We start from the raw sequence: 20,297 nt of genomic DNA on the forward strand, positions 1-20,297 counted from the left end.
CTGATTCAGGCGGCATCCCGCTGCGGTTGCTCTTGACGGAGCGCCTGCTGAAGCGCGAGGACGATTCGCCCAAGGTAGGCGTAGTCGTGGATTCGACGTCAACGTTGCCGGCAGCCTGACGCCTGAATGGCGGGTAATAGGGAAAACGTGCTGCGCTCAGGCTCGCGGCTGATGAACATCCCGAATAACAGCTTCAACCTTCGGAATATCGAAGTGAAAAACCTGTTCGACGCGTTTGGCAACATCTATGGCTGTCCGGGGGCGCCGCGAACCGTGCAAAGACGGTAATACCTACATCTTGTACCGTGCAGCGCTGGTAGACGCCTCACCTGCCGCGTTATTGCAGCAGGTGAGGCAATTTGCGCCGGCTGTAGCGGTCGCATACGCAGCACTGATTTGTGGGCGGATCTGATAAACCGCTGAGCAAGTTGCGGAAACTGGCGAAAAGATGTGGAAATGATCCTTAGACAGAGGAGAATTTTTCCTGAAAGCCAGAAACGACAAAGCCCTGAATAATCAGGGCTTTGTCGTATCAAATATGGCGGAGGCGATGGGATTCGAACTCATGGACCTGTTACAGTCGACGGTTTTCAAGACCGCTATGGAAAGCCGCTAAGTACGCGGCCTCAGACACTTTTTCGTTCCAATACTTTTGTTTTGCTGCACCTCTACAGACCGCATTCTACAAGGGGTGCCTTTCGAGTTATGGAACCCTTTTTTCGCCTATTTTGAAGGTTTCGCGATGGCGCCAACGCGCCGGTAAACCCGCTCTGTGATGTCGCCTTTCGTGTGCCCGAGAAGCAGGCTGGCATCACCCACATCGCTGATTTCAGACGCCGCCTTTGGCCGGATGTCCCGGAACTGGAATTCACCGATTCGCTTAGCCAGCAGTTCGTCTCCCTGTTCAAGCGCTTCCAGTTTTGCCTTCTCTCGCGCCATGTCCCATCGCTTCCTCAGCATTGTCGCTGTCATTCGCTTACCGCTCCGGTTGATGATCAGGTAGCTCGAAACGTGCGCAGCGTTTCGCTCTGTGATCGCAGCGATCAGAATGCCCAGACTGTTCGCTTCTCCGGCGGTCGTCATCTGAATGCGCAGCTTCTTGTGTGTCTTGTTCTGCTGAACAGTCAGATATCCGCCTTCAACATCATCCTTCCGCATTACCAGCACATCTGCCGGCCTTTGCCCGGTCAGGTAGGCCAGGTCCATCGCTTCCTTCAGCTCCTGAGCTGCCTTCATGTATACCGCCTCCCAAACCACATCATTTGCGTAGTAGTCCCTCGGCGTTTCCTTGTTCTTGCGCACGCCCTGGCAGGGGTTTTCCTTTGTTGTCAGGCCCCACTCCCGGGCAATGTTGAAAATATGGGAGAGGGTAGCGATCTCGCGGTTGGCCCGGACCTTTGCCGATCGGGCGTCACGATAGCCGGCAATTGTCGCCGGAGTGATCGAGTCAATCGGTGCGCGATCGAACATCGGCCGAAGCTGCTTGATTTCCGCCAAGTTGTCCTTCTGCGTGCGCGGCGCTTTCTTTGGCACCACATCACGAATGTACCGGTCGAAGATTCCCTTCATGGTGCGCAGGTCGAGCGGCTTTTCCTTGGTTTCCAGCTCGGCCCATTTCAACCGTGCTTTGTCGAGATCCTTGCCCAGAGGAATGTCATTGCCGCGCAGGTCGCGGTAGTAATACGCGGTCCAGGTACTACCGTTTTTGCGCTTTCGGGATCGCTTGTACATTCGAGGGGGCAGGTGCTGGTGCTCGGTCTTGCGGGGGCGCATATCAGTTCACCTGCGAATAGTCTGGCGTCCACACCGGCGCGGCCGGCGGCGGATTCGGATCGGCAATAGTGGGGCTGATCATGCCCAGCTTCATGCGGGCGTACATGCGGCCCACCAGCGGGCGCTTGCCCCGGCTTTCGACGAACACCCACTGACGATCAATCAGCCAGCGGCGCTGGTAGGCCCTGGCCTTGTAGCCTGTGAGTTCGGCCAGTTCCTCGTCGGAGAGGATTTCGTTTTCCACTTACGTGCTCCATTTCGCATATAGCGATAGACTTTGAATTGGGGTTATAGTTGAGATGGTAGGTTGTTAAGGTTGATTATAAATTTTGCAGTTTGGGTTTAGCTTTCTGCACTAATGTTTAGGTTTTGTTTGGTGGGCATTATGGAAGTCGTCGAAGGTGGGTTCTTACTAAAGTCTAGAGTTTTGTTTTTAGACTCGTGCATATATCATTCGAACAACTATCAGTTTCTATCGAAGGATTTAGAAAGCCTTGGGAGGCTTTTGAAAGCTGATCAGGTAACTCTTTTATTTACGACGATTACGGTTTTGGAAATAAAAAGACATCTAAGGGAGCAGGCAGGCCAAGCAGCTAGTGCAGTTCAGTCACTTCAACAAAAAGGCAAGGTTTTACGAAATCTACCACACTTTGCAAACTCGGTAATTTTTGATAGCGTTCAAGTCGCAGAGTTGACGAGTGAGTTGGTATTTAGGTTTGAAGAGTTTTTAGCAACGCCTAACGTCGAAGTTGTTTCTGTAGATACGGTTTCTGCGGACAAAATATTTAATAACTATTTTGAGATTCGTCCTCCGTTTTCGGTAAAAAAACCAGATGAATTTAGAGATGCATTTGTGTTGGAGGCGTTGAAGGATTATGCTCAAGAGAATAGTACTCGAATACATGTAGTAAGCGCTGATTTAGATATGAAGGAATTTTGTTCCGAAAATCCTCAACTCATTTGGTCCAGTAAGCTCGGCGAAGTGGTAAATGCTCTGATGCACTCAGCGCGCGCCGAACCCTCCGTCTTCGCGGATCAAGCCTATTCGGTGGTAGAAAATGAAGTCATTGCTATTGTCACAGAGTATTTGTCAGAGCAGGATTTCGGGGTTTTCGATGAAAGTGACAAAGGCATTCAGGGGTTTAATGCCGTAACTACTAATTTGCGTAGCGTCAACCAAAGGGTTTTCTTCGCGGATCGTACATCTGCAAGATATGGCGTTGATTTTGAATTCGATGTCGTCGCCAGTTATTTCCAGCGTGAGTCTTCTCGCCCTGCAGTAGAAACTGGGCGCGATGGTGTGGAGATTTACAGTTGTGAGAAGCGCTTCAAAAAAACTGTGGAGGTCGTTCTTGTGCTGGAGTATTACGAAGACGATATCTCAAGTGTCGAAATCAACGACTGGGATATAGATTTGCCTGGAGGGGATATACTTTGGGACGACGAGGGCGAAGAGGTGATTCGTCGAAAAGCGTTTGAGTTTTAGACTTTATAAGGTGTGCTAAGATTTGGATGGAACCATGAAAAAGACAGTTTTTTGGATTTGTTAGAAGCGGATGACGGTGTATTTATCTCAAAAAGAGAGCTTTTCGATTTGATTCGACTATCCAAGGTGGAAGGCTCGGATCATTGGCACGGAAAAGAACTTTTGATCGCTAATACTCCGCAGCAGGGAATAAATTGGGTTGGAGAATTTCCAGTTTTAGCAGGAGTAATACTGAAGGTGCGGCCTGGAAGCTATAGCGGTGACGGCTGGGTGGGGACTGATAAGGAGCGTTACAGGTATTCTCTCAAAGCTCGAAAAGGGATCGTCTCTTTGACTGAGAAAGCAAATAGGTCGCTTATTAATCAACCTCAGTATTCTTATCCTATCGTGTTGCTGTCCGATCGCAAAGCTTTTTGGAGATTTGAGGGAGTATTTGAGGTTTCAGAAATAGGTAGTGATAGTGTTGAGTTAAGAAGAAAGGCGATTGGTGGGGATACGGTTAATGAAAAGTTCGAGACTTACTTCGTTGAGGGAGGTAAGAGGTACGTTACGCACTTGATCTCAGAGCGCAGCAAAGAGGTTGTTTCGCTTTTGAAATCCAGTGAGAGATTTGAATGCGAAATTTGCAATTTGGATTTTCGAGAAAAATATAAGGTTGATTATATCGAAGCGCATCATAAAGTCCCGGTTTCGACTTTTGCTTCGGGAACTAAAGTGACTGTAGATGATTTTGCCTTGTTGTGCGCAAACTGCCATTCGGTCGTTCATGTTCATATGCGTAATAGCTCGGATGCCTATCCGGATATTAAAAGAAAAATACAAAAAGCTATAGGAAGTGACACGCCGAAATGATCCTTTCCCCTATCCACCGAATAACATGAACTGCTTTACTATTACCAATCACCTTGTACCGAGGCCCGTCGGGACAAGCACTTTCCAAGCTTCCACGCCAAGGAATCCGCGTGTAATTGTCTGGTAGGCCTTGGCAGCGCTCCCATTCAATCACGCTGGTTCGGCGTACTCCTTCGGGCTCCAGTACATATGCCTCTCGATCATCGAGAGAGCCTCCTCCTTGTGCCGTGAGAGTAGGATGAACTGCGAGCTTCTCCTTCCATCCCGGCGGCCGATCCCTGCGAGCGCCTTCTCGCTCAAAAAGTACCTCGATGGGATCGAATCCGTCTCGAGCACTTGCGACAACGAACACACGGCGGCGTCGTTGGGCCAAGCCGAAATATTGGGCGTCCAGGATCCGCCACGCGATTGTTCTTTTGGGTCCATACACACAACCAGCGTCCGGCCATTTCTTCCCTGAAGGCTGCAGCTCGCAGTCTTCCCCAGCAAGCGCGCCAAGAAAGCATCCGAAGGCGTTCCCTTTATCGCTGAGGACGCCGGGGACGTTTTCCCAGACGACAACGCAGGCGGGCTTTCGCTGGCCGGCGCGAACATAGTCAACTGCATCTGCAAGCTCCACGTATTTGATGGTGAGGGCTCCGCGTGGGTCGGTGAGTCCTTCGCGCATGCCAGCCACGCTGAACGCCTGGCACGGGGTTCCGCCGACGAGGACGTCCGGTGCGGCGATCTTGCCGGCCAGCACCAGGGCGCCGAGTTTGGTCATGTCGCCAAGGTTCGGCGTGTTCGGGTAGTGGTGGGCCAGCACCGCGCTGGGGAAGGCTTCGATCTCGGCGAACCAGGTGGAGCGCATACCGAGCGGCTGCCATGCAAGCGTTGCCGCCTCGATGCCGGAGCAGACCGAGCCGTAAGTGATTTCCATAGGAGGATCCTCGCGGTTATATTGGCGTGAATTTGCGAGCGGTTTCGGGGAATCAAGTGCAACAAAATCTATTTCATTACACTGATGCTTTGGCTATTAAATCAATCCTCGAAAATCGTGAGCTTTGGTTGAGCGATATCCGATTCTTGAATGACTCGCAGGAAATGAATGATGGCGTCAAATATATTGTTGAGGCACTAGGTTCTGATTTGCCGGATGTTGGGCTTGGTGTCGGTGGCACTCTGTACGCCAGAGATTATCTAATGGAGGCATTTGATGATCATATTTCGTACGGTATCGATAGTGAGCCGACATTTGTCTGTTCGTTTAGTGAGGCTGGAAATCAGCTAAGTCAATGGCGCGCATACGGTGGTTATGCCATTGAGTTTGATCGGGAATTGATTCAATCTGCACTAGATCTTTTTGTCTGCATTTATAATGACGAAGAAAAAAAGCATGCTGCGTCCTACATGGTGCGTGAAGCGATCCATGAGCTAGCTTCTGATATTGAGAAGCATGGCGAGGTAAGCCCAGAGGGCGTGATGTGCCTTTCTATGCTGGTGCGTACAGCATCAATATTCAAAGACCAAAGCTTTTATGAAGAAAAAGAAGTTAGATGCGCAGTTGATATTCCCTTGCCAGATTCCGAATTAAAGTTCAGATCGCGCGGTGGGCTTTTGATTCCGTATGTAACTTTGGCCTTTCCATTTGCAGCTATCAAAGCTATTCATGTTGGGCCAATGCGAGACCAAGAGCTTGCGTTCACGTCAATGAAGGCGCTTGTGTCTAATGTTACGCATGATTTCATATCTAATAGTAATGAGCCGATTTCGGAGATTAATGTTGTAATGTCAAAAATCCCATATCGAGCGCCATAATTCGGTAGACATGGACAGTTAAAATCGCAGAAGGTCTGGTTAGGCAGCGGCCAGAGCTTCCTGCTTTGGCGGCCACTCTGAGAAACCAACCTTCGGCGCCTTGGTTTTCGGATTGAGGATTGGCTTACCCTTGGCGTCAGTCAGTACCGCCTTTGCCCTGATCTTCAGATCACGACAGCGCAAAGTCTTGCGAGCCAACTCCATGAACTGCTCGGCGTACTGCGGCGCGTCGAACAATGGCGAGAGCTGACGCACTGTAGCTCCCCCATGATCTTCTCAGCACGCTTACGAACCATCTCAAGCCACTCATGCTCCGGTATTGGCTCGACGCCGCCTGGAGCCTTGAGGTTCTTGCGCGTGCCGCTCGTTTTCTTGCGCGCCTCGACGGTGGCGACATCAATGGTCATTCCAAATACAGCGAAAGTGCTCATAAGCATTCTCCAGGCATACGCCTGCCTCGCCGGCTGGCGTGATTCGTAGAAGTGGGGTATTTGTGTTCGGCCCGGCATGGAGCCGGAAAGGGGATAAAAATGGCAAAATTTCAGTATTGCTTTCCACAAACCATGCTGGCTCGATGGCGTGACGACCCGAACGAGAAGTATGAGACTCACTCTTCTGAATCGTTGTCTGGTCTTTATTTGGATTACGCAGTCGCTCAACTTGACAAGTTTTCGGCCAAGTCTTTTATTTTGAACTTTGGTCCCGATCTTAGCTTGCAGTCAGTCAGTATTAAGACAGAACAGGGCAGTGAAAATTGGACTCCGCGGAAAGACAGGGTGCAAGCCTCAAAAATTTTAGGGTATGAGCCTTCTGATGAAGAGATGGCATGTGTTTCCCAAACATATCGTGCTTTAGTAATGAATCAATACCCGAAAGGAATTTCTTTATTGACTCTTGAAGAGCCCGCAAATAGATAGGTTGCTTATCGCCTCGTCTGGCAGCGACCGCATCATGTCGATGCAGTCGCCGACCTGTTTCTGATGCTGCTGAGCCCTGATGCTCTCCAATGCAGGCACCGGCCCTCTGTGACCGGATGCGGCATGGTGGCAATTTGGTGTTGAATCGTGTCTCATAGCCTTTTACGAGCTTAAGGAGCGCTCACGTGGGTAAAAAAAGCAAAGCTAAGAGAGAGGCCAAGCAAGCACTGAAAGCTGAGCGCCAAGTGTCGCAGAGCTTCAAGTCACTAGGAGTACCTAGTTGGCTTGGGGATATGCTGGCAATGGAGAATATTTTTAACGACCTAGATACCCCGCGCGCAATAACTGAGCAAGTATCTAGGTTCTGTTCATCTATCAGCTCGGAAACGCCTTTTTACATTGATTCAGACCCCGAACCTTGGAGTCGGGACGGCTGCTGCGATTTGAACGTCATGGAATTCATGAAAGAAAATGGTGGGAGAGTTCTTTATGGCTTCCGCATTTGGTGCAATGACGTGTATATCGAGGCCGAACGGCACGCAATCTGGAATGATGGTGAATCGTTCAGAGATGTCTCGTTTGTTGCTGATGGAACTGTCAAGGTGCTTTTCCTGCCTGATGTGGCAGAGAAGCAGGTAGACCTGACGTCCAATAAGCTCAAAATTCGTAAGGCTCTCAATCCAAAGTACGAAGAATTTGTGGCCACCCGAAGCTTGATCGATGTTGATCTCCCCCCTTGTAGTCCAGAGGAAGCCTGGAATATTTCGCAGACGTATGAACAGTGGCAGGGGAGGAATCTACATAAGCACAGTGGTCGCGGGTCCGTTGTTTAATAACCGTCTTCGGCATCAACAGCCCGTTATCACTTCGTCGCCACGACCCTGCTGAATCATCAGCTGGCTATTCTGGTGAAAAGCCAGCGACACGTTTTGGGATATCTCAATAACGTGTCGCTGTAGCCTAAGCATGGGTAGGGCGCCGCCCGGACCAAGGCCGCGCAGGTGGTGAACCATCAGTGTGATCGCTTCGCTCTGTTCCTCGATGCCGCTCCAGGCCATCAGCTCAGCAAGTGCTTGGCGCGTGCCGGCCATCGCGTGGAATCTGAACTCTTCTTCGCGGCGCTCTTTCCTCGTCGACGCCGCTTTCTCTGAACCGTTCCGCATTGCTCTTGCCCTTGGCCTACCTCTTCAATTCCGCTGGCCGGCAAGTCACCGGATGTTGTATGTATTCTCCCAGCTCACACTGGCAGGAGGCCGACATGAGATTGCAAAGCGATGTAGATGCGCTAGCTGCTATTGAAGAAGACGCTAAAGCGATGCTGAAACGGATAGGACTGCCGGACGACGCAGTGAAACTGGAAGTGGTCGTGTTCATTCGGGAGGTGATCGACCTAGCCTGCTATATGGAGTCGGCGCATCGAATCGTTGAGCCGCCGAGCTTTGTCTGAGCTGGCGTATTCCCGACCGTTGCGGTATTTGTGTTCGGCCCGGCACGGAGCCGGAAGGAGAAAAGTGTGGGAAAAATTAAGATTGAGCGCCTGACAGTCAGCTCTGGCTCAAGTCTAGCAACGTACGACCGGGAGAAAAGCACTGAAGAACTTTTCTTGGAAGACACCGATGAACTCAATGTTTACAAAGTCACTCTTCGAGAAGGCACTTACGGCCACACTGGCGAAGTGCGCGCTCAGGGTGAGTTCGAGGTCGATCTGTCGATCGGCGGCAGCATGCATGGCCATGTGGTTGCACAGCTACTTGGCCGCACTCAAGATGGTGAGCCTGAAACAATCATCCTTACACTTGAGGCTGAGCGCTAGGGCTGGATAATTTCGTCCTCAGGCTCTGGCGGGTGGCCGGCGAGCGACTTCCTGCCGGCCGCCTCAATTAGTCGCGACACCTTTTCGGATATAACAAAAGGTGTCGTGACACAACGCAGCATCGTGGCCTGTGTTTCAAAATTGGCGGCGATCAGGTTGATCAGCAGCAGCTGGTAAACCTCCTGCTGGTTGTTAAAGCCGTGGGCAGCCATGACCCGCTTCAGATCAGGCTTGAACACTCCGGCCACTTCAACCGTAAACTTCTCGACGCCCAATGCAGCGTCTTTCGCTGCTGTCTTCTCGCGCTTCTTGCGCTTCTTGCGCTGCTTGATGGCTTCCGCTGTCAGCTGTGGCTCGACTGGCGCAAGTTCCTGTTCTTCGGCCATGGCCTACCTCTTCAATTCCGCTGGCCGGCAAGTCCAGCCAGGTCTGTCGGCGGCGCGTGGCCGCCCGGTTGGTGGTTCGTTTCACGCTGCAACCTTCACCTGATTCCAGGCGCCGGCGGCGTAGAACAGCTTCGCGGCTTGCGCCTCTTCCAGCGTGATCTCTGCCGGGATGGCGATCCACCCTGAAGCGAGTATGTGGTTCGGGTTGCAGCCGTTGCGCAGCTCCAGGTAGTAATGCTCGATCGCGTCAGTCAGGCGCTCGACCTTGTACATGCCCTGCGGCGAGATCTCCGTGGACTTCAGGTACTCGGTGCCCAACTCGTCGCGGCACATCGCGGCGATGTAGATCGTCCAGTGATAGGAGAAGTCGAACAGGGCGTTGGCGATCGCCAGACTCCGGATCTGCCGGCAGTTCTTCCAGTTCACCATGATCTGGCTGCCGCTCGGGTCGATGTTCACCACCGCGACGTGGTTGGTGCTGAGTAGCGCCCGGCAACTGCGTTCGGCCCGGGCGAAACCGTTTTTGGGTTTGCGTTTCGATTTCATAGTGCGTCCGCCATCTTACGCAGCGCCTTCCGGTCAGCAGCCGATATCGGCTTCGGGCGCCGCTTGAGGACCGTTTCAGGGTCTATTTTCTTTGAGCGTGGCGGTGGCAGCGGGTTGCGCGGCGGACTTTTCAATTGGTCGATCTGTCCGCCGGCGGCCAGGAACTGGGAGACCCGTTCAGAGATCGACTCAGCGTCTGGCCGGTGTTGCTCCACTAGGTTGAGGTGGTTGCTGATCATGCTGCCACCTTGACCAGCTTCACGCCGGCCATGCTGAACTTGGCGCCTTGAGCGGCCACCAGAGCATCAAGCTTTTCCCAATCCACGGTCAGCACCGAAATCGGGGCCTGGCCAACAGCGACGGCATGGATCAATGCTTCCAGATCGAACACTTCAGCCTGCAGATTCACCGGCGCCGCAGCTTTCATCGGTGTCGGGCTGGCAACTGGAGCCTGTTCGACCGGCGCCTTGGCCTTTGCCTCGTCCTCGATTCGCTTCAGCTCCTGCTGGCGGATCTGCTCCCGCTGGGCTTCGGCTCTCTGCTCCTCGGCCTTCTGATGCTCAGAGATACGCACCTTGATCAACGCGACCAGGTCGTCGTTCGCCTTCATCACCAGCTGCTGAATATCGTTGAACAGGAAAGCGTAATCGGCCGCCATCTCGGCCAAGCTGGCCAGGTTCAGGCGAATTGCGTCGGCGGCTTGGCTCGCGGCAATTTTCGCCCGTGCCAGCTCAGTATCGACAGCGTCCTGCAAGCTGGCGATCGTTCGCTTGTTCTTCATGACGCCGGCGAAGTCTGCGGCGACTGCTGGTAGGGTGACCCGGCCCAGTGTCTTGTTGATCGCCGCGACGTGATCTGCGAGCGACTGCTCTGCTTTCTGCTTGATGTTGGTCTTCACCAGCAGCTCTTGAGCTTTCACCAGCTTGTCGACCTTCAGTCGAGTCTCGCGAGCGTGAGCGCTGATCCTATCCAGCGAGGAGAACAGGTCGTCGATTGTCTGGGTTTGGGATAGTGCCTGTTTCTTCGCCGTCGCGACGGCTTCTTCAACATCGCCGCACCATTTCACGGCCTTCTTGGCATCGGCGAAGTCCTGATCTGTAGTCAGCTCGGTCTTCACCGAGTCGATGACCGCCAGTGCCGATTCCTCGAACACCTTGAGGTTGCTCGCGGTGACCATGCCGGTCAGCTCGATCCGCAGCGCTGGCAGCTCGTCCGGGGCCTTGCCGACGACAATCGACGGCGCCTCGGCCATTTCGAAGTTGGCCATATCGGCCTCGAACTGCTTCCAGCCTTCGACCAACAGCGCGGCGCGGCCGGCAACAGGTCGGTACTCCATGTGCACGAAGTTTTCGGCGGTGCCGTCGGAACAAACGAAAATCACGCGCTCGGCGCCGCTCACCAGCAGTTGCTGCTCAAGCTGCCAGTAGTAATGAGGATCAAGATCTTCGGCTCGCACCTGGGCAGCCAGCGATTCGTTCCAGAGCTTGTGTTCGAACAGAGTCTCGCCGAGCATCGTCGCGCCGTCCATGGAGGCCAGCAAGTTGCCGTCGGTACCGACCACGGGATAAAGCTCTTCGCCGATCATGACTTCAACCAGTGGCCGGGCGAGCGCTTCAGTAGCGTGACCTTTGTCGAAGATGTACTGCTGAGCCTGGGTGACTTCCGGCGCAATGCCGGTTTTCTTCAGCGTCAGCAGCTCGGAACGGGTTTGGTACTTCGAGGCGCCCATCATTGCTGGCGCCTCGGAGGCGGTGAAGTGCTGGGCGCGGAGTGCGTGCCACTCGGCGAAGCCTTGAGCTACGTTGTGAATTTTCATGCTGCGTCTCCGTCGAGGGCTTTCAGGTTCTGGATTTTTTCGATCTGCTCCGGGCTCAGCGTGTACTTGCTGCTGATGGTCGCGATCAGGTGTTCCGAGCTGGTGCGGTTGGCATCAACCAATGGCTGCCACTTGACGATGTTCTCTTTCAGAAGATCATCGGAGTAGGGCGGGAGGGCTTCAGGCTCGGGTTCTGGCTGCCTTTGCGGGCTTACATCACGCGGCGCCTCATCAAACGTCTTGCCCTCCATCTCGTCTGCTGTCGGAGCTGATCCGACCTCAGGGAAAGCCTTGCGCAGGGCCTGGGCCTCGGCGCATTTGGCGAGCTGCGCGAAGGCGCGGCGTTTCCACATGGAGTTCGGGGCAATGGTGTCCTTGCTGGCCGTGGCGTAGTTTTCAAGCCACCGCTCATTGGCAGTGAACTCGGCGACAAGGCCGTTCGACATCTGGCGTTTCACCGTCACCCGGCACCACTCCGGATAGGTGACGTCGACGCCGCCTAGCTTGGCGGTGATCGGTGGCCCGTATTCAGGGTCGCTGATTCCAGCGTATTGCCCGGTGCGCGCAGCCTGAATGCGGTACAGGCCAATGCCTGGCATCACGGTGTCCTGCATCTTTTTCGCTTTGGCGTTCCAGATCGGCACGATGTGCACGGGCTTCAGCATTGGGTCCAGGTGCGCGGCCTGGCAGTACGCCAGAACCATCACCACCGAGTTCTTTTCCGCGCCCGGGTAGAGGCTGCTGCTCAGCACTTCAACGAGTGCGGCCTCCGACATCACGGGAAGCTGGTCGTCCTGCTTCATTACTGCGCTCACGGGAGATCCTTGCCGCGCCCAGCGCAGCGATTGAATGCTTGGTTTATTGAGTGATGCGGTCGGCGAGGGCGCTGAGCAGCATCAGGAGGGTGAAGACGCCGATGGCAGAGAACGAGCCGCGCCGGATCAAAATGCGGCGGGCCAACTGCCGGGAGGTCACCGGAACACCCGGTAGGTGGTTGGCTGCGGTACTTGGCACACACCAGAGTCACTGGTGATGACTTTGTAAGCGCCTGCACTGGCAACAAGGATGACGACAAGCGCCCAGTAGAAGAGATTCATGGCCGGACCCTCGCGGCGATGCGGCCGCCTTTCATAGTCACCGACAAGCGCTGCGGCAGATCCTGCACCAGGTCCTCGCGCTTGCGGCCGATCACCTCGTTGAAGGGAAGCCCGAAACCGAGGATCGCGATACGGCGCTCGATGTCGTCGAGCTGTTCATCGATCAGCGTTTTTACCGGTGGCGTACTCATGCAGCCTCCTTGCGGCGTTGGCAGGTATCACGCAGCCGCTGGCAGTAGTGGTTGAATTCTTCGGCAGTGATGTCGCCGGCGGTGAAGTGGCGGACGATCAGGCCCTCTGTCAGGGTGTCGTCCAGATCGCGGTTGCCGGGATGCTCCAGGGCTTCCAGCGCCTGATCGATGGCAATGTGCGGGCTCACAGGTCACCGTCCACATCGTCTTCTGCTGCTTCGCGCTCGGCCTCCACAGCATCGGCGGCGTGCGGATGGAGGAAGTTGGCGGCGATCGCCTCAAGCTGTGTGACCGGGCTGTCAGTTCCCAGCAGGTGCTTGGCGTGCGTCAGCGCCTCGGACGGGCTGCCGACCACGACGGCCAGCACCAGGTTGGCGAACGAGTCGCGATCATCCAGCCCGTCGATCTGCCGCTGGTTCAGGTGATGCTGTTCGTGAAAATCGCCGATGACCCGGTTGAGGCAGCGAAGTCACTCAATGATCAGTACCACTTCCTAACAGCGTCCGTGTACTCGCAGATCGTGGCACTGAAGGAGCAGGGTGATGAGGTCGGCGCGGTAAAGCTCTTGACCGACACCTACGCAGAAGCTGTCAGGTCGCGAGCTGGCGAGATCACTCAGAACCTTGGACTGATTGAGAAGGGCTGGAAGGGTATTAAGTCTGCGGCCGCGGAAGCGCTGGATGCCACGCTTGATGTTGGTCGAACCCAGTCATTCGACGCCCAGATTGCTAACTATCAAAAGATCCTCGATGACCGAAAAACGGGCTTCTTGGCAAATCTATTCCCGGATGACCTCGGCAGCGGAAGCAGCTCCACCAAGTTCATCGAAGAACAGATTGCCGCGCTGAAAAGGCAGAAGGCAGAAGTCGAGGCGAACGCCAAAGCCGAAGGTGAGCGAAGAAAGGCTGAAGACGATGCAATAGAGGCGGGCAAGTCGCTGCACTCCAGCTACTTGGCAGGCCTCGACAAGGAGCAGAAGAAAAAGCTCGAAATAGCAGAGCTTGATCGCAATAGAGCCAAGGCATTAGGCGGCAACAACGTCGATGCTGACCGGATCAATCGCGAATATGCGGTATCCCTTCAGGCGATTAACGACAAGTTCAAGGAGCCCAAGAAGGCAGGCTCCGCTGTTGACCTAACCGGCTTCAACGATGCCAAAAACCAGATCACGGCAATTCTGGCCGAGTACAACAACGCCCAGAAGCAGCTGGATGCTGCGCAGAAGGCGGGGCTCATCTCCCAGGCTGAGTACGCTCAGAAGCAGGATGGCCTGATCGGCAATGAGCGAGATGAGATCACGGCAGCCTACGAGGCCGAGATTGCGGCGTTGGAGGCAGTGAAGAACAAGTCCAGCACCACGGGAGCTCAGCGCATCCAGCTGGACCAAAAGATTGCCGATGCTCGCACGGCGATGGTCAAGGCCCAGAAGGACGCCGACAGCCAGCTCGAAATTCTGGCCACGAACGAGACCGGCCGCCTTGATCGACAAGAGCGATCGATCACGACCTACGTTCAGGCCTTGGCTCAGCAGCAGCGGGCTTTGGAGCTGGCGGGGCAGCGCGCCGTTCTCGGCGTCGGCCAGGGCGATCGCCAGAACGCGCTCAACAACGAACTGAACAGCCAGCAAGACCGGTTCGCTCAGCAATCGCTGGAGCTCGCCAATCAGAAATCCGATCCCTCGCGGAACATGTCGGAGGAAGAGTTCGTCCGTAAGTCGCAGGCGCTCGCCGACGCGAACAAGGCGACCACCGACCAGATCCGGCAGAACTACGCGGACGTGGAGGCGGCGCAGGGGGATTGGACCAAAGGCGCAACCTCGGCCTGGGCCAATTATCTGGATTCAGCCAGCAACATTGCCGGCCAGACGAAAACCTTGTTCGGCAACGCCTTCAGTTCGATGGAAGACGCGGTCGTCAACTTCGCCATGACCGGGAAGCTGTCGTTTGCTGACTTCACCAAGTCGATTCTGGCGGACATGGCGCGGATCGCGACTCGGCAAGCCAGCTCGGCGTTGCTGAGCAGCTTGGTCGGTGCCGCAACCAGCTATTTCACTGGCAGTGGCGCAACCAATGGCTTGGCGGCGGGCTCTGCCGGTGCTGCTTCGTCGGCTGCCGGTGTATCGCAGGCCGGATATACCGGTGTCGACTTCTCTGGCTACAGAGCAACCGGCGGCTCGGTTGCACCGAACTCCTTGTACGAGGTGAACGAACTGGGACCGGAGCTCTACAACGAGGGTGGCCGGTCGTTTCTGATGACTGGTGCCAACGGCGGTAGCGTCACGCCGCTGACCACCGGTGGCGGGCCTGCACTGGCCGCGATGTCTGATGGTGGGGGTAACACGTACAACTTTCCGGTTGCGGTCTCGGTGCAGACGTCCGGGAGCGACGGAGCGGGTGTTTCGCAAGAGACAACCAACCAGCTCGGCAAGAGCATTCAACAGGCAGCAAAAACCGAGGCTGAAACTGCGATTGCCAGAGCGCTGCAGCCAGGCGGATCAATCTGGCGCCTGACAAATGGGAGGGCCTGATGGCCATCGAGAAATTCTCCTGGCCAACCGAGCGCGGGGAAACGCCCGATATCAACTATCGGGTGCGTTCCTCGAAGTTCGGCAATGGCTACGCGCAGAACGTCGGAGACGGGCCGAACAACAAAGAGGACTCCTACCCGATCACCTTTGCCGGCCAGAAGGCCAAGGTGCTGGAGATTATGGCGTTCCTCGACCGGCACGCCGGTGCGAAAGCGTTTCTCTGGACAACGCCGCTCGGGGAGCTAGGCCTGTTCACCTGCAAAAATCCCGCTCCCACACCAATGGGCGGCGGCGTCTTCAAACTCACCGCCACCTTCGAGCGTGCATTCCAACCATAAGGGGCAATCATGCCGCTGATCAGTGACATCCAGGTGCTTGAGCCTGGCAGTGAAGTGCTGCTCTTTGAATTGGACGGCACGGACTACGGGGCGGACGTGCTGCGCTTCCACGGGCACGCGATCCCGCACACGGCGGCCGAGCTGATCGCTGCCGGCGACAACGCGGACCAGATTCCGGCGAAGGCGATCTACTGGCAGGGCAACGAGTACAGCGCCTGGCCGATGCAGATTGACGGCATTGAAGCAAACGGCGACGGAACAGCTGTTCGGCCCACGCTGTCGGTCGGCAACGTCAACGGGCGCATCACGGCGCTCTGTCTGGCGTTCGAGGATCTGCTCGAGTTCAAGCTGACGATGCGTCACACGCTGGGCACGTACCTGGACGCGGTGAACTTCCCGGCCGGCAATCCAACGGCAGATCCGACCCAAGAGACGATCGAGGTCTGGTACATCGACCAGAAAACGAACGAGGACGGGGAAACGGTCAGTTGGGAGTTGGCCAGCCCGGGCGACGTCGGTAACGAGTCCATCGGCCGGCAGGCGACGACGCTGTGCCACTGGTGCCTCACCGGTGGATACCGAGGGCCGAACTGTGGCTACACAGGCCCGTACGTGACCAAGGACGGCGTCGTCACGGACAACCCTGAACTGGACGAGTGCGATGCCACGCTGGGCAAGGGATGCATCCCACGCTTCGGCGAGGGAAACCCGCTGTCATTCGGTGGGATGCCCGCTGTTTCACTGATCGCACGGAGCTGACATGCGCAAACACATTCTCAACGCGATCCAGGTGCACGCGGCGGCCGAGTACCCGAAGGAGTGCTGCGGGCTGCTGCTGGCTGTGGGCCGCAAACAGCAGTACTACCCGTGCCGCAATGTATCGACTGAGCCAAACGAAGAGTTCCGAATCGACCCAGTGGAATACGCGGCGGCCGAAGACGTAGGCGAGGTGATCGGCGTGGTGCACTCGCATCCGGACGCCACCAGCCGACCTTCTCCTCGCGACTTGGCCATGTGCGAGGCAACGGCCATGCCCTGGCACATCATCAGTTGGCCCGAGGGCGACCTGCGTACTGTCATGCCTACCGGTGAGGTGCCGCTGCTCAAGCGCCCATTCGTACACGGTGCCTGGGACTGCTGGCAAGTCTGTGCAGATTGGTACAAGCGCGAATGGGGTTTGGAGTTCGAAGTCTTCAAGCGCACCGAGGGCTGGTGGGAGAGCAAGGACAACACCAGCCTGTACGAGGCGAACTATGAGGCCGCCGGCTTCTACCGAGTCGATCAGCCTCAGCGCGGCGACATGATCGTAATGGAAGTGGGGCGGACGGCTTACCCGAACCACGCCGGGATCTTCCTCGGCGCCGATCCGGTACTGCCTGGGGAGGATGCCGCGACGTTCGGCCCTGGCCCGTTCCTGCTGCACCACCTGTACGGCAGGCCGTCCGAGGTCATCGTTTTCGGTGGGCCGTGGTTGGACAAAACACGCCTGATTCTCAGGCACAAAGACGCACAACCAATGACATGATGCGGTAGCACCGCTGGAGCAGGGAATGGAAAACGCTCAGAAATACATGCTGAACATTCGAAATTTATTTGGCACCTCCAGCGGCGTGGTATGCGGCGTGGAGGTTGTTGTCGCTCTTCTCGACGGGGGCACCGAGATCGATCGTTTGAACTTCAAGGGCAAAGTTGGTCCCGGTGGTGGCTTCAGTCTCAGCTATACCGGGAAGCCAGGGCTGAGTGCCGAAATCATCTCGGGCCCCGGATCCGTTATGCTGACGAATCTTGCTTAAGAGGACCAGACGAAGTCATCTGTACCTGGCCTGTGCGATCCGTGACGTACTAGATAGCCTTCACCAGCATCAGCTGCTACAGACTCAGCTTCCTCTTCGCTTGGGTATATGCCGAGGAAACTCCACGGCGAGTTTCTAACAACACCCCAGCCAAGCACCCACCCGGCGTTATCTGGGTCCTTCGGAAATTCTCTGCTCATTTCACTTTCCTTGCGTTATCCGCGCCGAAATTGGCGCAATCCCAGTCCTTGGGCTTGCAGGCAAAGGACTGGGAAATCCTTTGAAGAACCTTGCTATTCGTAATCAGAAAACGATCATGTCGTGCAATTCGCCGATTTGCTTTAGAAAGTCGTCACTTGATAGCTCTATCTGTTCGATGAAGTCATTAAGTTGCGCTTGCCTTGCCTCGTCGAACTTTGGGGAACCCTTTTTGAGAGGGTTCTCCAATGGCACGAAATTATCGCAGACGCTGGCGTCGTCAACATTAGTGCCGTCTAGAGCGGTTTTGACTGCTTTTCGAAGGACGGTAACCTTATCGAAGCTCGATCCTGGCGGACACATTGCGTCACGTATTACAACGGCTTTCTCCGCATTGGGGATGGGCATGATCTTCCTTGTCCGCTTCTGATAAAGGCAAGAGGCTACTATTGGCGAGAGGCGGGGCGTTACTGGGGATTCGTACAGGCGAGAAAAAGCCCGAACATAGCCGGGCTCATGAAGGAGTTACTCAGCGCGAGTCTGCATCCGTCGCGCGATCAGAGGAGGATCCTTGACTCCGTCTCCGAAGCCAACTGATGAGCGCATGTACTGGGTGAAGGATGGCTACCAGCACCCCAAGAAGCATGATGGTGAAGATGATGATCAGCGGGATGCTTTCGTGCGAGAACATGGTGGGTTACTCCTGTAGTCACTATGTCGGAACCCGCAGACTAGACGCATCGAGCGACATTTTGGATGAACGTATGTTCATCCTACAATGCCTCAGCTGTGCTACAACAAGGCCCACCATGCTTGTGCTGTCTTGAAATCGGTGAGCAACAAATCCAGCAAGATAGGCCTGTGACACCGGCCCCTCAGCTCAGCGCAAGTCTTCGCTGTCAGCATCAAAGTCTGGAGAGTCAAACAGCTTAAGAAGCATCTGGTTATGCGCCTTCTGAGTAACCGAGTAGTACATGCATCGGGCTAGAAGGATTGTCTTCATGCTGCGAGCTGAGGCCAAGTACCTGGGCTCGACGGAAATTGTCGCCGTCCTTCCGGTCCGTGTATCGGTCACTTCCAAGTGGTACCGGCCAATTAAGCCGTCGTTCCGTTTGGTGTGGCCCAGGCATTTGAGAGTGAGAGTCGATTCTGGCACGTGTCAACCAATGGCTATAGTTTGTTTAGAAGATCGGCAAAGGCCCAAAGCATGGTGCCTACCGACGCCACAGCAAACTCATGCTTTTGAATCTTTTTGGATATGACGCTACGAATAACTTCGTTAGCGAAAACTAGGCGACGGGCATGCTCTTTCTCTGAAATTTCGTTGATGTGTAGTTCGCTTGTTTCGCTGGTTACGCCATACAAATGCGCTCGCCTTTTTACCTGCATCAACACAATTTCAGCTGTGACACCTTCGGCAATGCCCATTACTTTTTTTACGTACTTTTCAAGAATGCCCGTTACCTCGAATATCATCGCCATACAAACGAGGAACGCTCCGAACCTCGCTAGCCACATCCAATCTCGCGTTGAGAAACTGAGTCCGATTCCAACAGCAAGGACGACTGTCACGAGCAGATATGCTGCCGCTAGGTAACGCTTTGGGATGTTGAATCCTTTCGCTACCACCTCATCAATGTCTCTCATGCCTCTCCTTCAAACCTCGCATCCGTTCTTGTGTGATGTGAGTCTAGCCAACCAGTTGGTTCGCTTCCTCAAGTCCGATGATATCTTGCACCCTTTCCCACAGGAGTGACCTGCATGAAATTGATCGTAGGAGCGCTGGCGGTAGCGCTATTGGCGGGGTGCTCCTCGCCCGGCGATGTGAAAAAGAACGATCCGACCATCAGTGCATCCACCAGTAAATCAGCCAAGAAGTACGCTCTGTGCGTTTTACCAAAGTGGCAGGAGCAGCGCTCGACTTCGACCATGTCTGAGAAAGAGAACGGCTATCGGCTGGTTGTTGCCACTGACATGATGACCGATGAGGTTCTCGAGATTACCAGCACCGGATCCGGGAGTAAGGTCGCCTTATACCAGCGGATGCCATGGTCCAAGATGTGGGGTCGGGGCGCGTTAGAAGCCGCCGTCCGCGAGTGTTTGTGACACGATCAAATTAATCAAACCGCCGATTGGCGGTTTTTTTTCGCCAGGAGAATAATCGTAATGCCTGCTATAGCTTCGAATTCATCGATGACTACCATCCTTTTGTCTGGCCCGCTGGCGAGATTGTTTGGTCGCGCTCATCTCCGTGAACTCAGCAGCAAATCTGTTGGTGAGGCCTTCAAGGCCTTGAAATGCACACTTGAAGGATTTGAGCAGGCGATCAAAGACCTAGACCGTCGCGGGATGCGATTCGCGATTTTTCGCAATCGGAAAAACGTCGGCGAAAAGGACTTCGGATTGGGTGGCGCTCAGGAAATCCGTATCGTTCCTGTAATTTCAGGCAGCAAACGCGCAGGCGTCCTTCAAACGATCATCGGCGTTGTTCTTATCGCGGCGTCGTTCTTTGCTGGCGGTGCTGGGCCGTCCCTGTTTTCTGCGGGCCTCGCCATGACAGCAGGCGGCGTAATCCAAATGCTCAGCCCCCAAGCCTCAGGCCTGAAGCAAAACGCATCCCCCGAAAACGCCCCGTCCTACGCCTTCGGCAGTGCCAAGAACACCACGGCCAGCGGCAACCCGGTGCCGATCTGCATCGGCGAACGCCGGTGGGGCGGAATGATCATCTCGGCGTCCATTTACGCAGAGGATAAAATGTAGCAACATT

28 protein-coding genes and 2 pseudogenes are annotated in these 20,297 nt (G+C 55.2%); 15 read left to right on the forward strand and 15 right to left on the reverse strand.

The window, feature by feature from the left end:
- Positions 1 to 43: 43 nt before the first annotated feature.
- Positions 44 to 288 (forward strand): annotated as a pseudogene (locus I5961_RS12600) (hypothetical protein); the annotation flags it as partial.
- A 435-nt stretch (positions 289 to 723) separates the two neighbouring features.
- Here I5961_RS12600 and I5961_RS12605 read toward each other — a convergent pair.
- A complete protein-coding gene (locus I5961_RS12605) occupies positions 724 to 1,773 on the reverse strand; it encodes a tyrosine-type recombinase/integrase (protein ID WP_227235406.1) in 1,050 nt (349 codons plus the stop codon).
- A 1-nt stretch (position 1,774) separates the two neighbouring features.
- Positions 1,775 to 2,017, reverse strand: coding sequence for a DUF4224 domain-containing protein (locus tag I5961_RS12610; RefSeq protein WP_227235407.1), 243 nt, complete (start codon positions 2,015 to 2,017; stop codon positions 1,775 to 1,777).
- A gap of 141 nt (positions 2,018 to 2,158) precedes the next feature.
- Between I5961_RS12610 and I5961_RS12615 the strand changes: the two genes are divergently transcribed.
- Positions 2,159 to 3,259, forward strand: a complete 1,101-nt coding sequence (locus I5961_RS12615; RefSeq protein ID WP_227235408.1) for a PIN domain-containing protein — start codon at positions 2,159 to 2,161, stop codon at positions 3,257 to 3,259.
- 51 nt (positions 3,260 to 3,310) lie between these two features.
- Positions 3,311 to 4,111: an HNH endonuclease gene (locus tag I5961_RS12620; RefSeq protein WP_227235409.1), complete on the forward strand. Its 801-nt coding sequence runs from the start codon at positions 3,311 to 3,313 to the stop codon at positions 4,109 to 4,111.
- On the opposite strand, the gene I5961_RS12625 is transcribed toward I5961_RS12620, so the two are convergent.
- Entirely contained in the window at positions 4,086 to 5,030 is a 945-nt protein-coding gene (locus I5961_RS12625) for a DNA cytosine methyltransferase (protein ID WP_227235410.1), read from the reverse strand. The genes I5961_RS12620 and I5961_RS12625 overlap by 26 nt on opposite strands.
- Positions 5,031 to 5,056: 26 nt before the next feature.
- On the opposite strand from I5961_RS12625, the gene I5961_RS12630 reads away from it, so the two are divergent.
- Positions 5,057 to 5,908, forward strand: a complete 852-nt coding sequence (locus I5961_RS12630) for a DUF2971 domain-containing protein (RefSeq protein WP_227235411.1) — start codon at positions 5,057 to 5,059, stop codon at positions 5,906 to 5,908.
- A 164-nt stretch (positions 5,909 to 6,072) separates the two neighbouring features.
- Here the strand turns inward: I5961_RS12630 and I5961_RS12635 are convergent, their stop codons facing one another.
- Entirely contained in the window at positions 6,073 to 6,339 is a 267-nt protein-coding gene (locus tag I5961_RS12635; RefSeq protein WP_227235412.1) for a hypothetical protein, read from the reverse strand.
- A gap of 99 nt (positions 6,340 to 6,438) precedes the next feature.
- On the opposite strand from I5961_RS12635, the gene I5961_RS12640 reads away from it, so the two are divergent.
- A complete protein-coding gene (locus tag I5961_RS12640; protein ID WP_227235413.1) occupies positions 6,439 to 6,825 on the forward strand; it encodes a hypothetical protein in 387 nt (128 codons plus the stop codon).
- Positions 6,826 to 7,010: 185 nt separating this feature from the next.
- The gene (locus I5961_RS12645) at positions 7,011 to 7,658 is read left to right on the forward strand and encodes a hypothetical protein (RefSeq protein WP_227235414.1); all 648 of its coding nucleotides are present in this window, start codon (positions 7,011 to 7,013) and stop codon (positions 7,656 to 7,658) included.
- A gap of 15 nt (positions 7,659 to 7,673) precedes the next feature.
- Here the strand turns inward: I5961_RS12645 and I5961_RS12650 are convergent, their stop codons facing one another.
- The gene (locus I5961_RS12650; RefSeq protein ID WP_227235415.1) at positions 7,674 to 7,988 is read right to left on the reverse strand and encodes a hypothetical protein; all 315 of its coding nucleotides are present in this window, start codon (positions 7,986 to 7,988) and stop codon (positions 7,674 to 7,676) included.
- 95 nt (positions 7,989 to 8,083) lie between these two features.
- Between I5961_RS12650 and I5961_RS12655 the strand changes: the two genes are divergently transcribed.
- Both I5961_RS12655 and I5961_RS12660 read left to right on the forward strand, forming a co-directional pair.
- Complete coding sequence (locus I5961_RS12655) at positions 8,084 to 8,272, forward strand: hypothetical protein (protein ID WP_227235416.1); 189 nt, start codon at positions 8,084 to 8,086, stop codon at positions 8,270 to 8,272.
- 66 nt (positions 8,273 to 8,338) lie between these two features.
- Positions 8,339 to 8,638, forward strand: a complete 300-nt coding sequence (locus I5961_RS12660) for a hypothetical protein (protein ID WP_227235417.1) — start codon at positions 8,339 to 8,341, stop codon at positions 8,636 to 8,638.
- On the opposite strand, the gene I5961_RS12665 is transcribed toward I5961_RS12660, so the two are convergent.
- The 8 genes from I5961_RS12665 to I5961_RS12700 all read right to left on the reverse strand — a co-directional run bounded on the left by I5961_RS12665 (position 8,635) and on the right by I5961_RS12700 (position 13,029).
- On the reverse strand, positions 8,635 to 9,024 hold the full coding sequence (locus I5961_RS12665; protein ID WP_227235418.1) for a hypothetical protein: 390 nt from the start codon (positions 9,022 to 9,024) through the stop codon (positions 8,635 to 8,637). The two genes, I5961_RS12660 and I5961_RS12665, sit on opposite strands and share 4 nt — an antisense overlap.
- An 81-nt stretch (positions 9,025 to 9,105) precedes the next feature.
- Complete coding sequence (locus I5961_RS12670) at positions 9,106 to 9,570, reverse strand: hypothetical protein (protein WP_227235419.1); 465 nt, start codon at positions 9,568 to 9,570, stop codon at positions 9,106 to 9,108.
- The gene (locus I5961_RS12675) at positions 9,567 to 9,809 is read right to left on the reverse strand and encodes a hypothetical protein (protein WP_227235420.1); all 243 of its coding nucleotides are present in this window, start codon (positions 9,807 to 9,809) and stop codon (positions 9,567 to 9,569) included. Before I5961_RS12675 ends, I5961_RS12670 begins: the two co-directional genes overlap by 4 nt.
- Positions 9,806 to 11,386: a YqaJ viral recombinase family protein gene (locus I5961_RS12680; protein ID WP_227235421.1), complete on the reverse strand. Its 1,581-nt coding sequence runs from the start codon at positions 11,384 to 11,386 to the stop codon at positions 9,806 to 9,808. The genes I5961_RS12675 and I5961_RS12680 overlap by 4 nt, the downstream gene beginning before the upstream one ends.
- Positions 11,383 to 12,189 carry a phage recombination protein Bet gene (bet, locus tag I5961_RS12685; protein WP_227235422.1) on the reverse strand — a complete coding sequence of 269 codons (807 nt, stop codon included), beginning with the start codon at positions 12,187 to 12,189 and terminating at the stop codon, positions 11,383 to 11,385. The genes I5961_RS12680 and bet overlap by 4 nt, the downstream gene beginning before the upstream one ends.
- A 290-nt stretch (positions 12,190 to 12,479) precedes the next feature.
- Entirely contained in the window at positions 12,480 to 12,674 is a 195-nt protein-coding gene (locus I5961_RS12690; protein ID WP_227235423.1) for a hypothetical protein, read from the reverse strand.
- Positions 12,671 to 12,862, reverse strand: a complete 192-nt coding sequence (locus I5961_RS12695) for a hypothetical protein (protein WP_227235424.1) — start codon at positions 12,860 to 12,862, stop codon at positions 12,671 to 12,673. Before I5961_RS12695 ends, I5961_RS12690 begins: the two co-directional genes overlap by 4 nt.
- Positions 12,859 to 13,029, reverse strand: a complete 171-nt coding sequence (locus I5961_RS12700; protein ID WP_227235425.1) for a hypothetical protein — start codon at positions 13,027 to 13,029, stop codon at positions 12,859 to 12,861. The genes I5961_RS12695 and I5961_RS12700 overlap by 4 nt, the downstream gene beginning before the upstream one ends.
- Before the next feature lie 75 nt (positions 13,030 to 13,104).
- On the opposite strand from I5961_RS12700, the pseudogene I5961_RS12705 reads away from it, so the two are divergent.
- The 5 genes and pseudogenes from I5961_RS12705 to I5961_RS12725 form a co-directional block, all read left to right on the forward strand.
- Positions 13,105 to 15,201: pseudogene (locus tag I5961_RS12705) on the forward strand (phage tail tape measure protein); the annotation flags it as partial.
- Positions 15,201 to 15,539, forward strand: coding sequence for a phage tail protein (locus I5961_RS12710; RefSeq protein WP_227235426.1), 339 nt, complete (start codon positions 15,201 to 15,203; stop codon positions 15,537 to 15,539). The pseudogene I5961_RS12705 and the gene I5961_RS12710, both read left to right, overlap by 1 nt.
- Positions 15,540 to 15,548: 9 nt before the next feature.
- Positions 15,549 to 16,298, forward strand: a complete 750-nt coding sequence (locus I5961_RS12715; protein WP_227235427.1) for a phage minor tail protein L — start codon at positions 15,549 to 15,551, stop codon at positions 16,296 to 16,298.
- 1 nt (position 16,299) lies between these two features.
- Entirely contained in the window at positions 16,300 to 17,064 is a 765-nt protein-coding gene (locus tag I5961_RS12720) for a C40 family peptidase (RefSeq protein WP_227235428.1), read from the forward strand.
- 25 nt (positions 17,065 to 17,089) lie between these two features.
- Positions 17,090 to 17,332, forward strand: a complete 243-nt coding sequence (locus I5961_RS12725) for a hypothetical protein (RefSeq protein ID WP_227235429.1) — start codon at positions 17,090 to 17,092, stop codon at positions 17,330 to 17,332.
- Positions 17,333 to 17,635: 303 nt separating this feature from the next.
- Here I5961_RS12725 and I5961_RS12730 read toward each other — a convergent pair whose 3' ends face one another.
- Both I5961_RS12730 and I5961_RS12735 read right to left on the reverse strand, forming a co-directional pair.
- Complete coding sequence (locus tag I5961_RS12730) at positions 17,636 to 17,938, reverse strand: hypothetical protein (RefSeq protein ID WP_227235430.1); 303 nt, start codon at positions 17,936 to 17,938, stop codon at positions 17,636 to 17,638.
- 762 nt (positions 17,939 to 18,700) lie between these two features.
- Complete coding sequence (locus I5961_RS12735) at positions 18,701 to 19,177, reverse strand: hypothetical protein (RefSeq protein WP_227235431.1); 477 nt, start codon at positions 19,175 to 19,177, stop codon at positions 18,701 to 18,703.
- Between the two features lie 114 nt (positions 19,178 to 19,291).
- On the opposite strand from I5961_RS12735, the gene I5961_RS12740 reads away from it, so the two are divergent.
- Together I5961_RS12740 and I5961_RS12745 are read left to right on the forward strand one after the other, a co-directional pair.
- Positions 19,292 to 19,636: a hypothetical protein gene (locus tag I5961_RS12740; RefSeq protein WP_227235432.1), complete on the forward strand. Its 345-nt coding sequence runs from the start codon at positions 19,292 to 19,294 to the stop codon at positions 19,634 to 19,636.
- Between the two features lie 60 nt (positions 19,637 to 19,696).
- Entirely contained in the window at positions 19,697 to 20,290 is a 594-nt protein-coding gene (locus I5961_RS12745; protein ID WP_227235433.1) for a tail assembly protein, read from the forward strand.
- Positions 20,291 to 20,297: the final 7 nt, after the last annotated feature.

Origin of the sequence: Pseudomonas sp. IAC-BECa141, assembly GCF_020544405.1 — a bacterium.
Lineage (GTDB): Bacteria > Pseudomonadota > Gammaproteobacteria > Pseudomonadales > Pseudomonadaceae > Aquipseudomonas.

What these genes read in the sequence shown, in the direction of transcription:
- I5961_RS12715 (WP_227235427.1), top strand. Translation starts at nt 15,549, where the DNA reads ATGCCGCTGATCAGTGACATCCAGGTGCTTGAGCCTGGCAGTGAAGTG.
- I5961_RS12745 (WP_227235433.1), top strand. Translation starts at nt 19,697, where the DNA reads ATGCCTGCTATAGCTTCGAATTCATCGATGACTACCATCCTTTTGTCT.
- I5961_RS12710 (WP_227235426.1), top strand. Translation starts at nt 15,201, where the DNA reads ATGGCCATCGAGAAATTCTCCTGGCCAACCGAGCGCGGGGAAACGCCC.
- I5961_RS12680 (WP_227235421.1), bottom strand. Translation starts at nt 11,386, where the DNA reads ATGAAAATTCACAACGTAGCTCAAGGCTTCGCCGAGTGGCACGCACTC.
- I5961_RS12655 (WP_227235416.1), top strand. Translation starts at nt 8,084, where the DNA reads ATGAGATTGCAAAGCGATGTAGATGCGCTAGCTGCTATTGAAGAAGAC.
- I5961_RS12690 (WP_227235423.1), bottom strand. Translation starts at nt 12,674, where the DNA reads ATGAGTACGCCACCGGTAAAAACGCTGATCGATGAACAGCTCGACGAC.
- I5961_RS12720 (WP_227235428.1), top strand. Translation starts at nt 16,300, where the DNA reads ATGCGCAAACACATTCTCAACGCGATCCAGGTGCACGCGGCGGCCGAG.
- I5961_RS12640 (WP_227235413.1), top strand. Translation starts at nt 6,439, where the DNA reads ATGGCAAAATTTCAGTATTGCTTTCCACAAACCATGCTGGCTCGATGG.
- I5961_RS12625 (WP_227235410.1), bottom strand. Translation starts at nt 5,030, where the DNA reads ATGGAAATCACTTACGGCTCGGTCTGCTCCGGCATCGAGGCGGCAACG.
- I5961_RS12675 (WP_227235420.1), bottom strand. Translation starts at nt 9,809, where the DNA reads ATGATCAGCAACCACCTCAACCTAGTGGAGCAACACCGGCCAGACGCT.
- I5961_RS12665 (WP_227235418.1), bottom strand. Translation starts at nt 9,024, where the DNA reads ATGGCCGAAGAACAGGAACTTGCGCCAGTCGAGCCACAGCTGACAGCG.
- I5961_RS12635 (WP_227235412.1), bottom strand. Translation starts at nt 6,339, where the DNA reads ATGAGCACTTTCGCTGTATTTGGAATGACCATTGATGTCGCCACCGTC.
- I5961_RS12670 (WP_227235419.1), bottom strand. Translation starts at nt 9,570, where the DNA reads ATGAAATCGAAACGCAAACCCAAAAACGGTTTCGCCCGGGCCGAACGC.
- I5961_RS12615 (WP_227235408.1), top strand. Translation starts at nt 2,159, where the DNA reads ATGGAAGTCGTCGAAGGTGGGTTCTTACTAAAGTCTAGAGTTTTGTTT.
- I5961_RS12605 (WP_227235406.1), bottom strand. Translation starts at nt 1,773, where the DNA reads ATGCGCCCCCGCAAGACCGAGCACCAGCACCTGCCCCCTCGAATGTAC.
- I5961_RS12740 (WP_227235432.1), top strand. Translation starts at nt 19,292, where the DNA reads ATGAAATTGATCGTAGGAGCGCTGGCGGTAGCGCTATTGGCGGGGTGC.
- I5961_RS12735 (WP_227235431.1), bottom strand. Translation starts at nt 19,177, where the DNA reads ATGAGAGACATTGATGAGGTGGTAGCGAAAGGATTCAACATCCCAAAG.
- bet (WP_227235422.1), bottom strand. Translation starts at nt 12,189, where the DNA reads ATGAAGCAGGACGACCAGCTTCCCGTGATGTCGGAGGCCGCACTCGTT.
- I5961_RS12730 (WP_227235430.1), bottom strand. Translation starts at nt 17,938, where the DNA reads ATGCCCATCCCCAATGCGGAGAAAGCCGTTGTAATACGTGACGCAATG.
- I5961_RS12725 (WP_227235429.1), top strand. Translation starts at nt 17,090, where the DNA reads ATGGAAAACGCTCAGAAATACATGCTGAACATTCGAAATTTATTTGGC.
- I5961_RS12650 (WP_227235415.1), bottom strand. Translation starts at nt 7,988, where the DNA reads ATGCGGAACGGTTCAGAGAAAGCGGCGTCGACGAGGAAAGAGCGCCGC.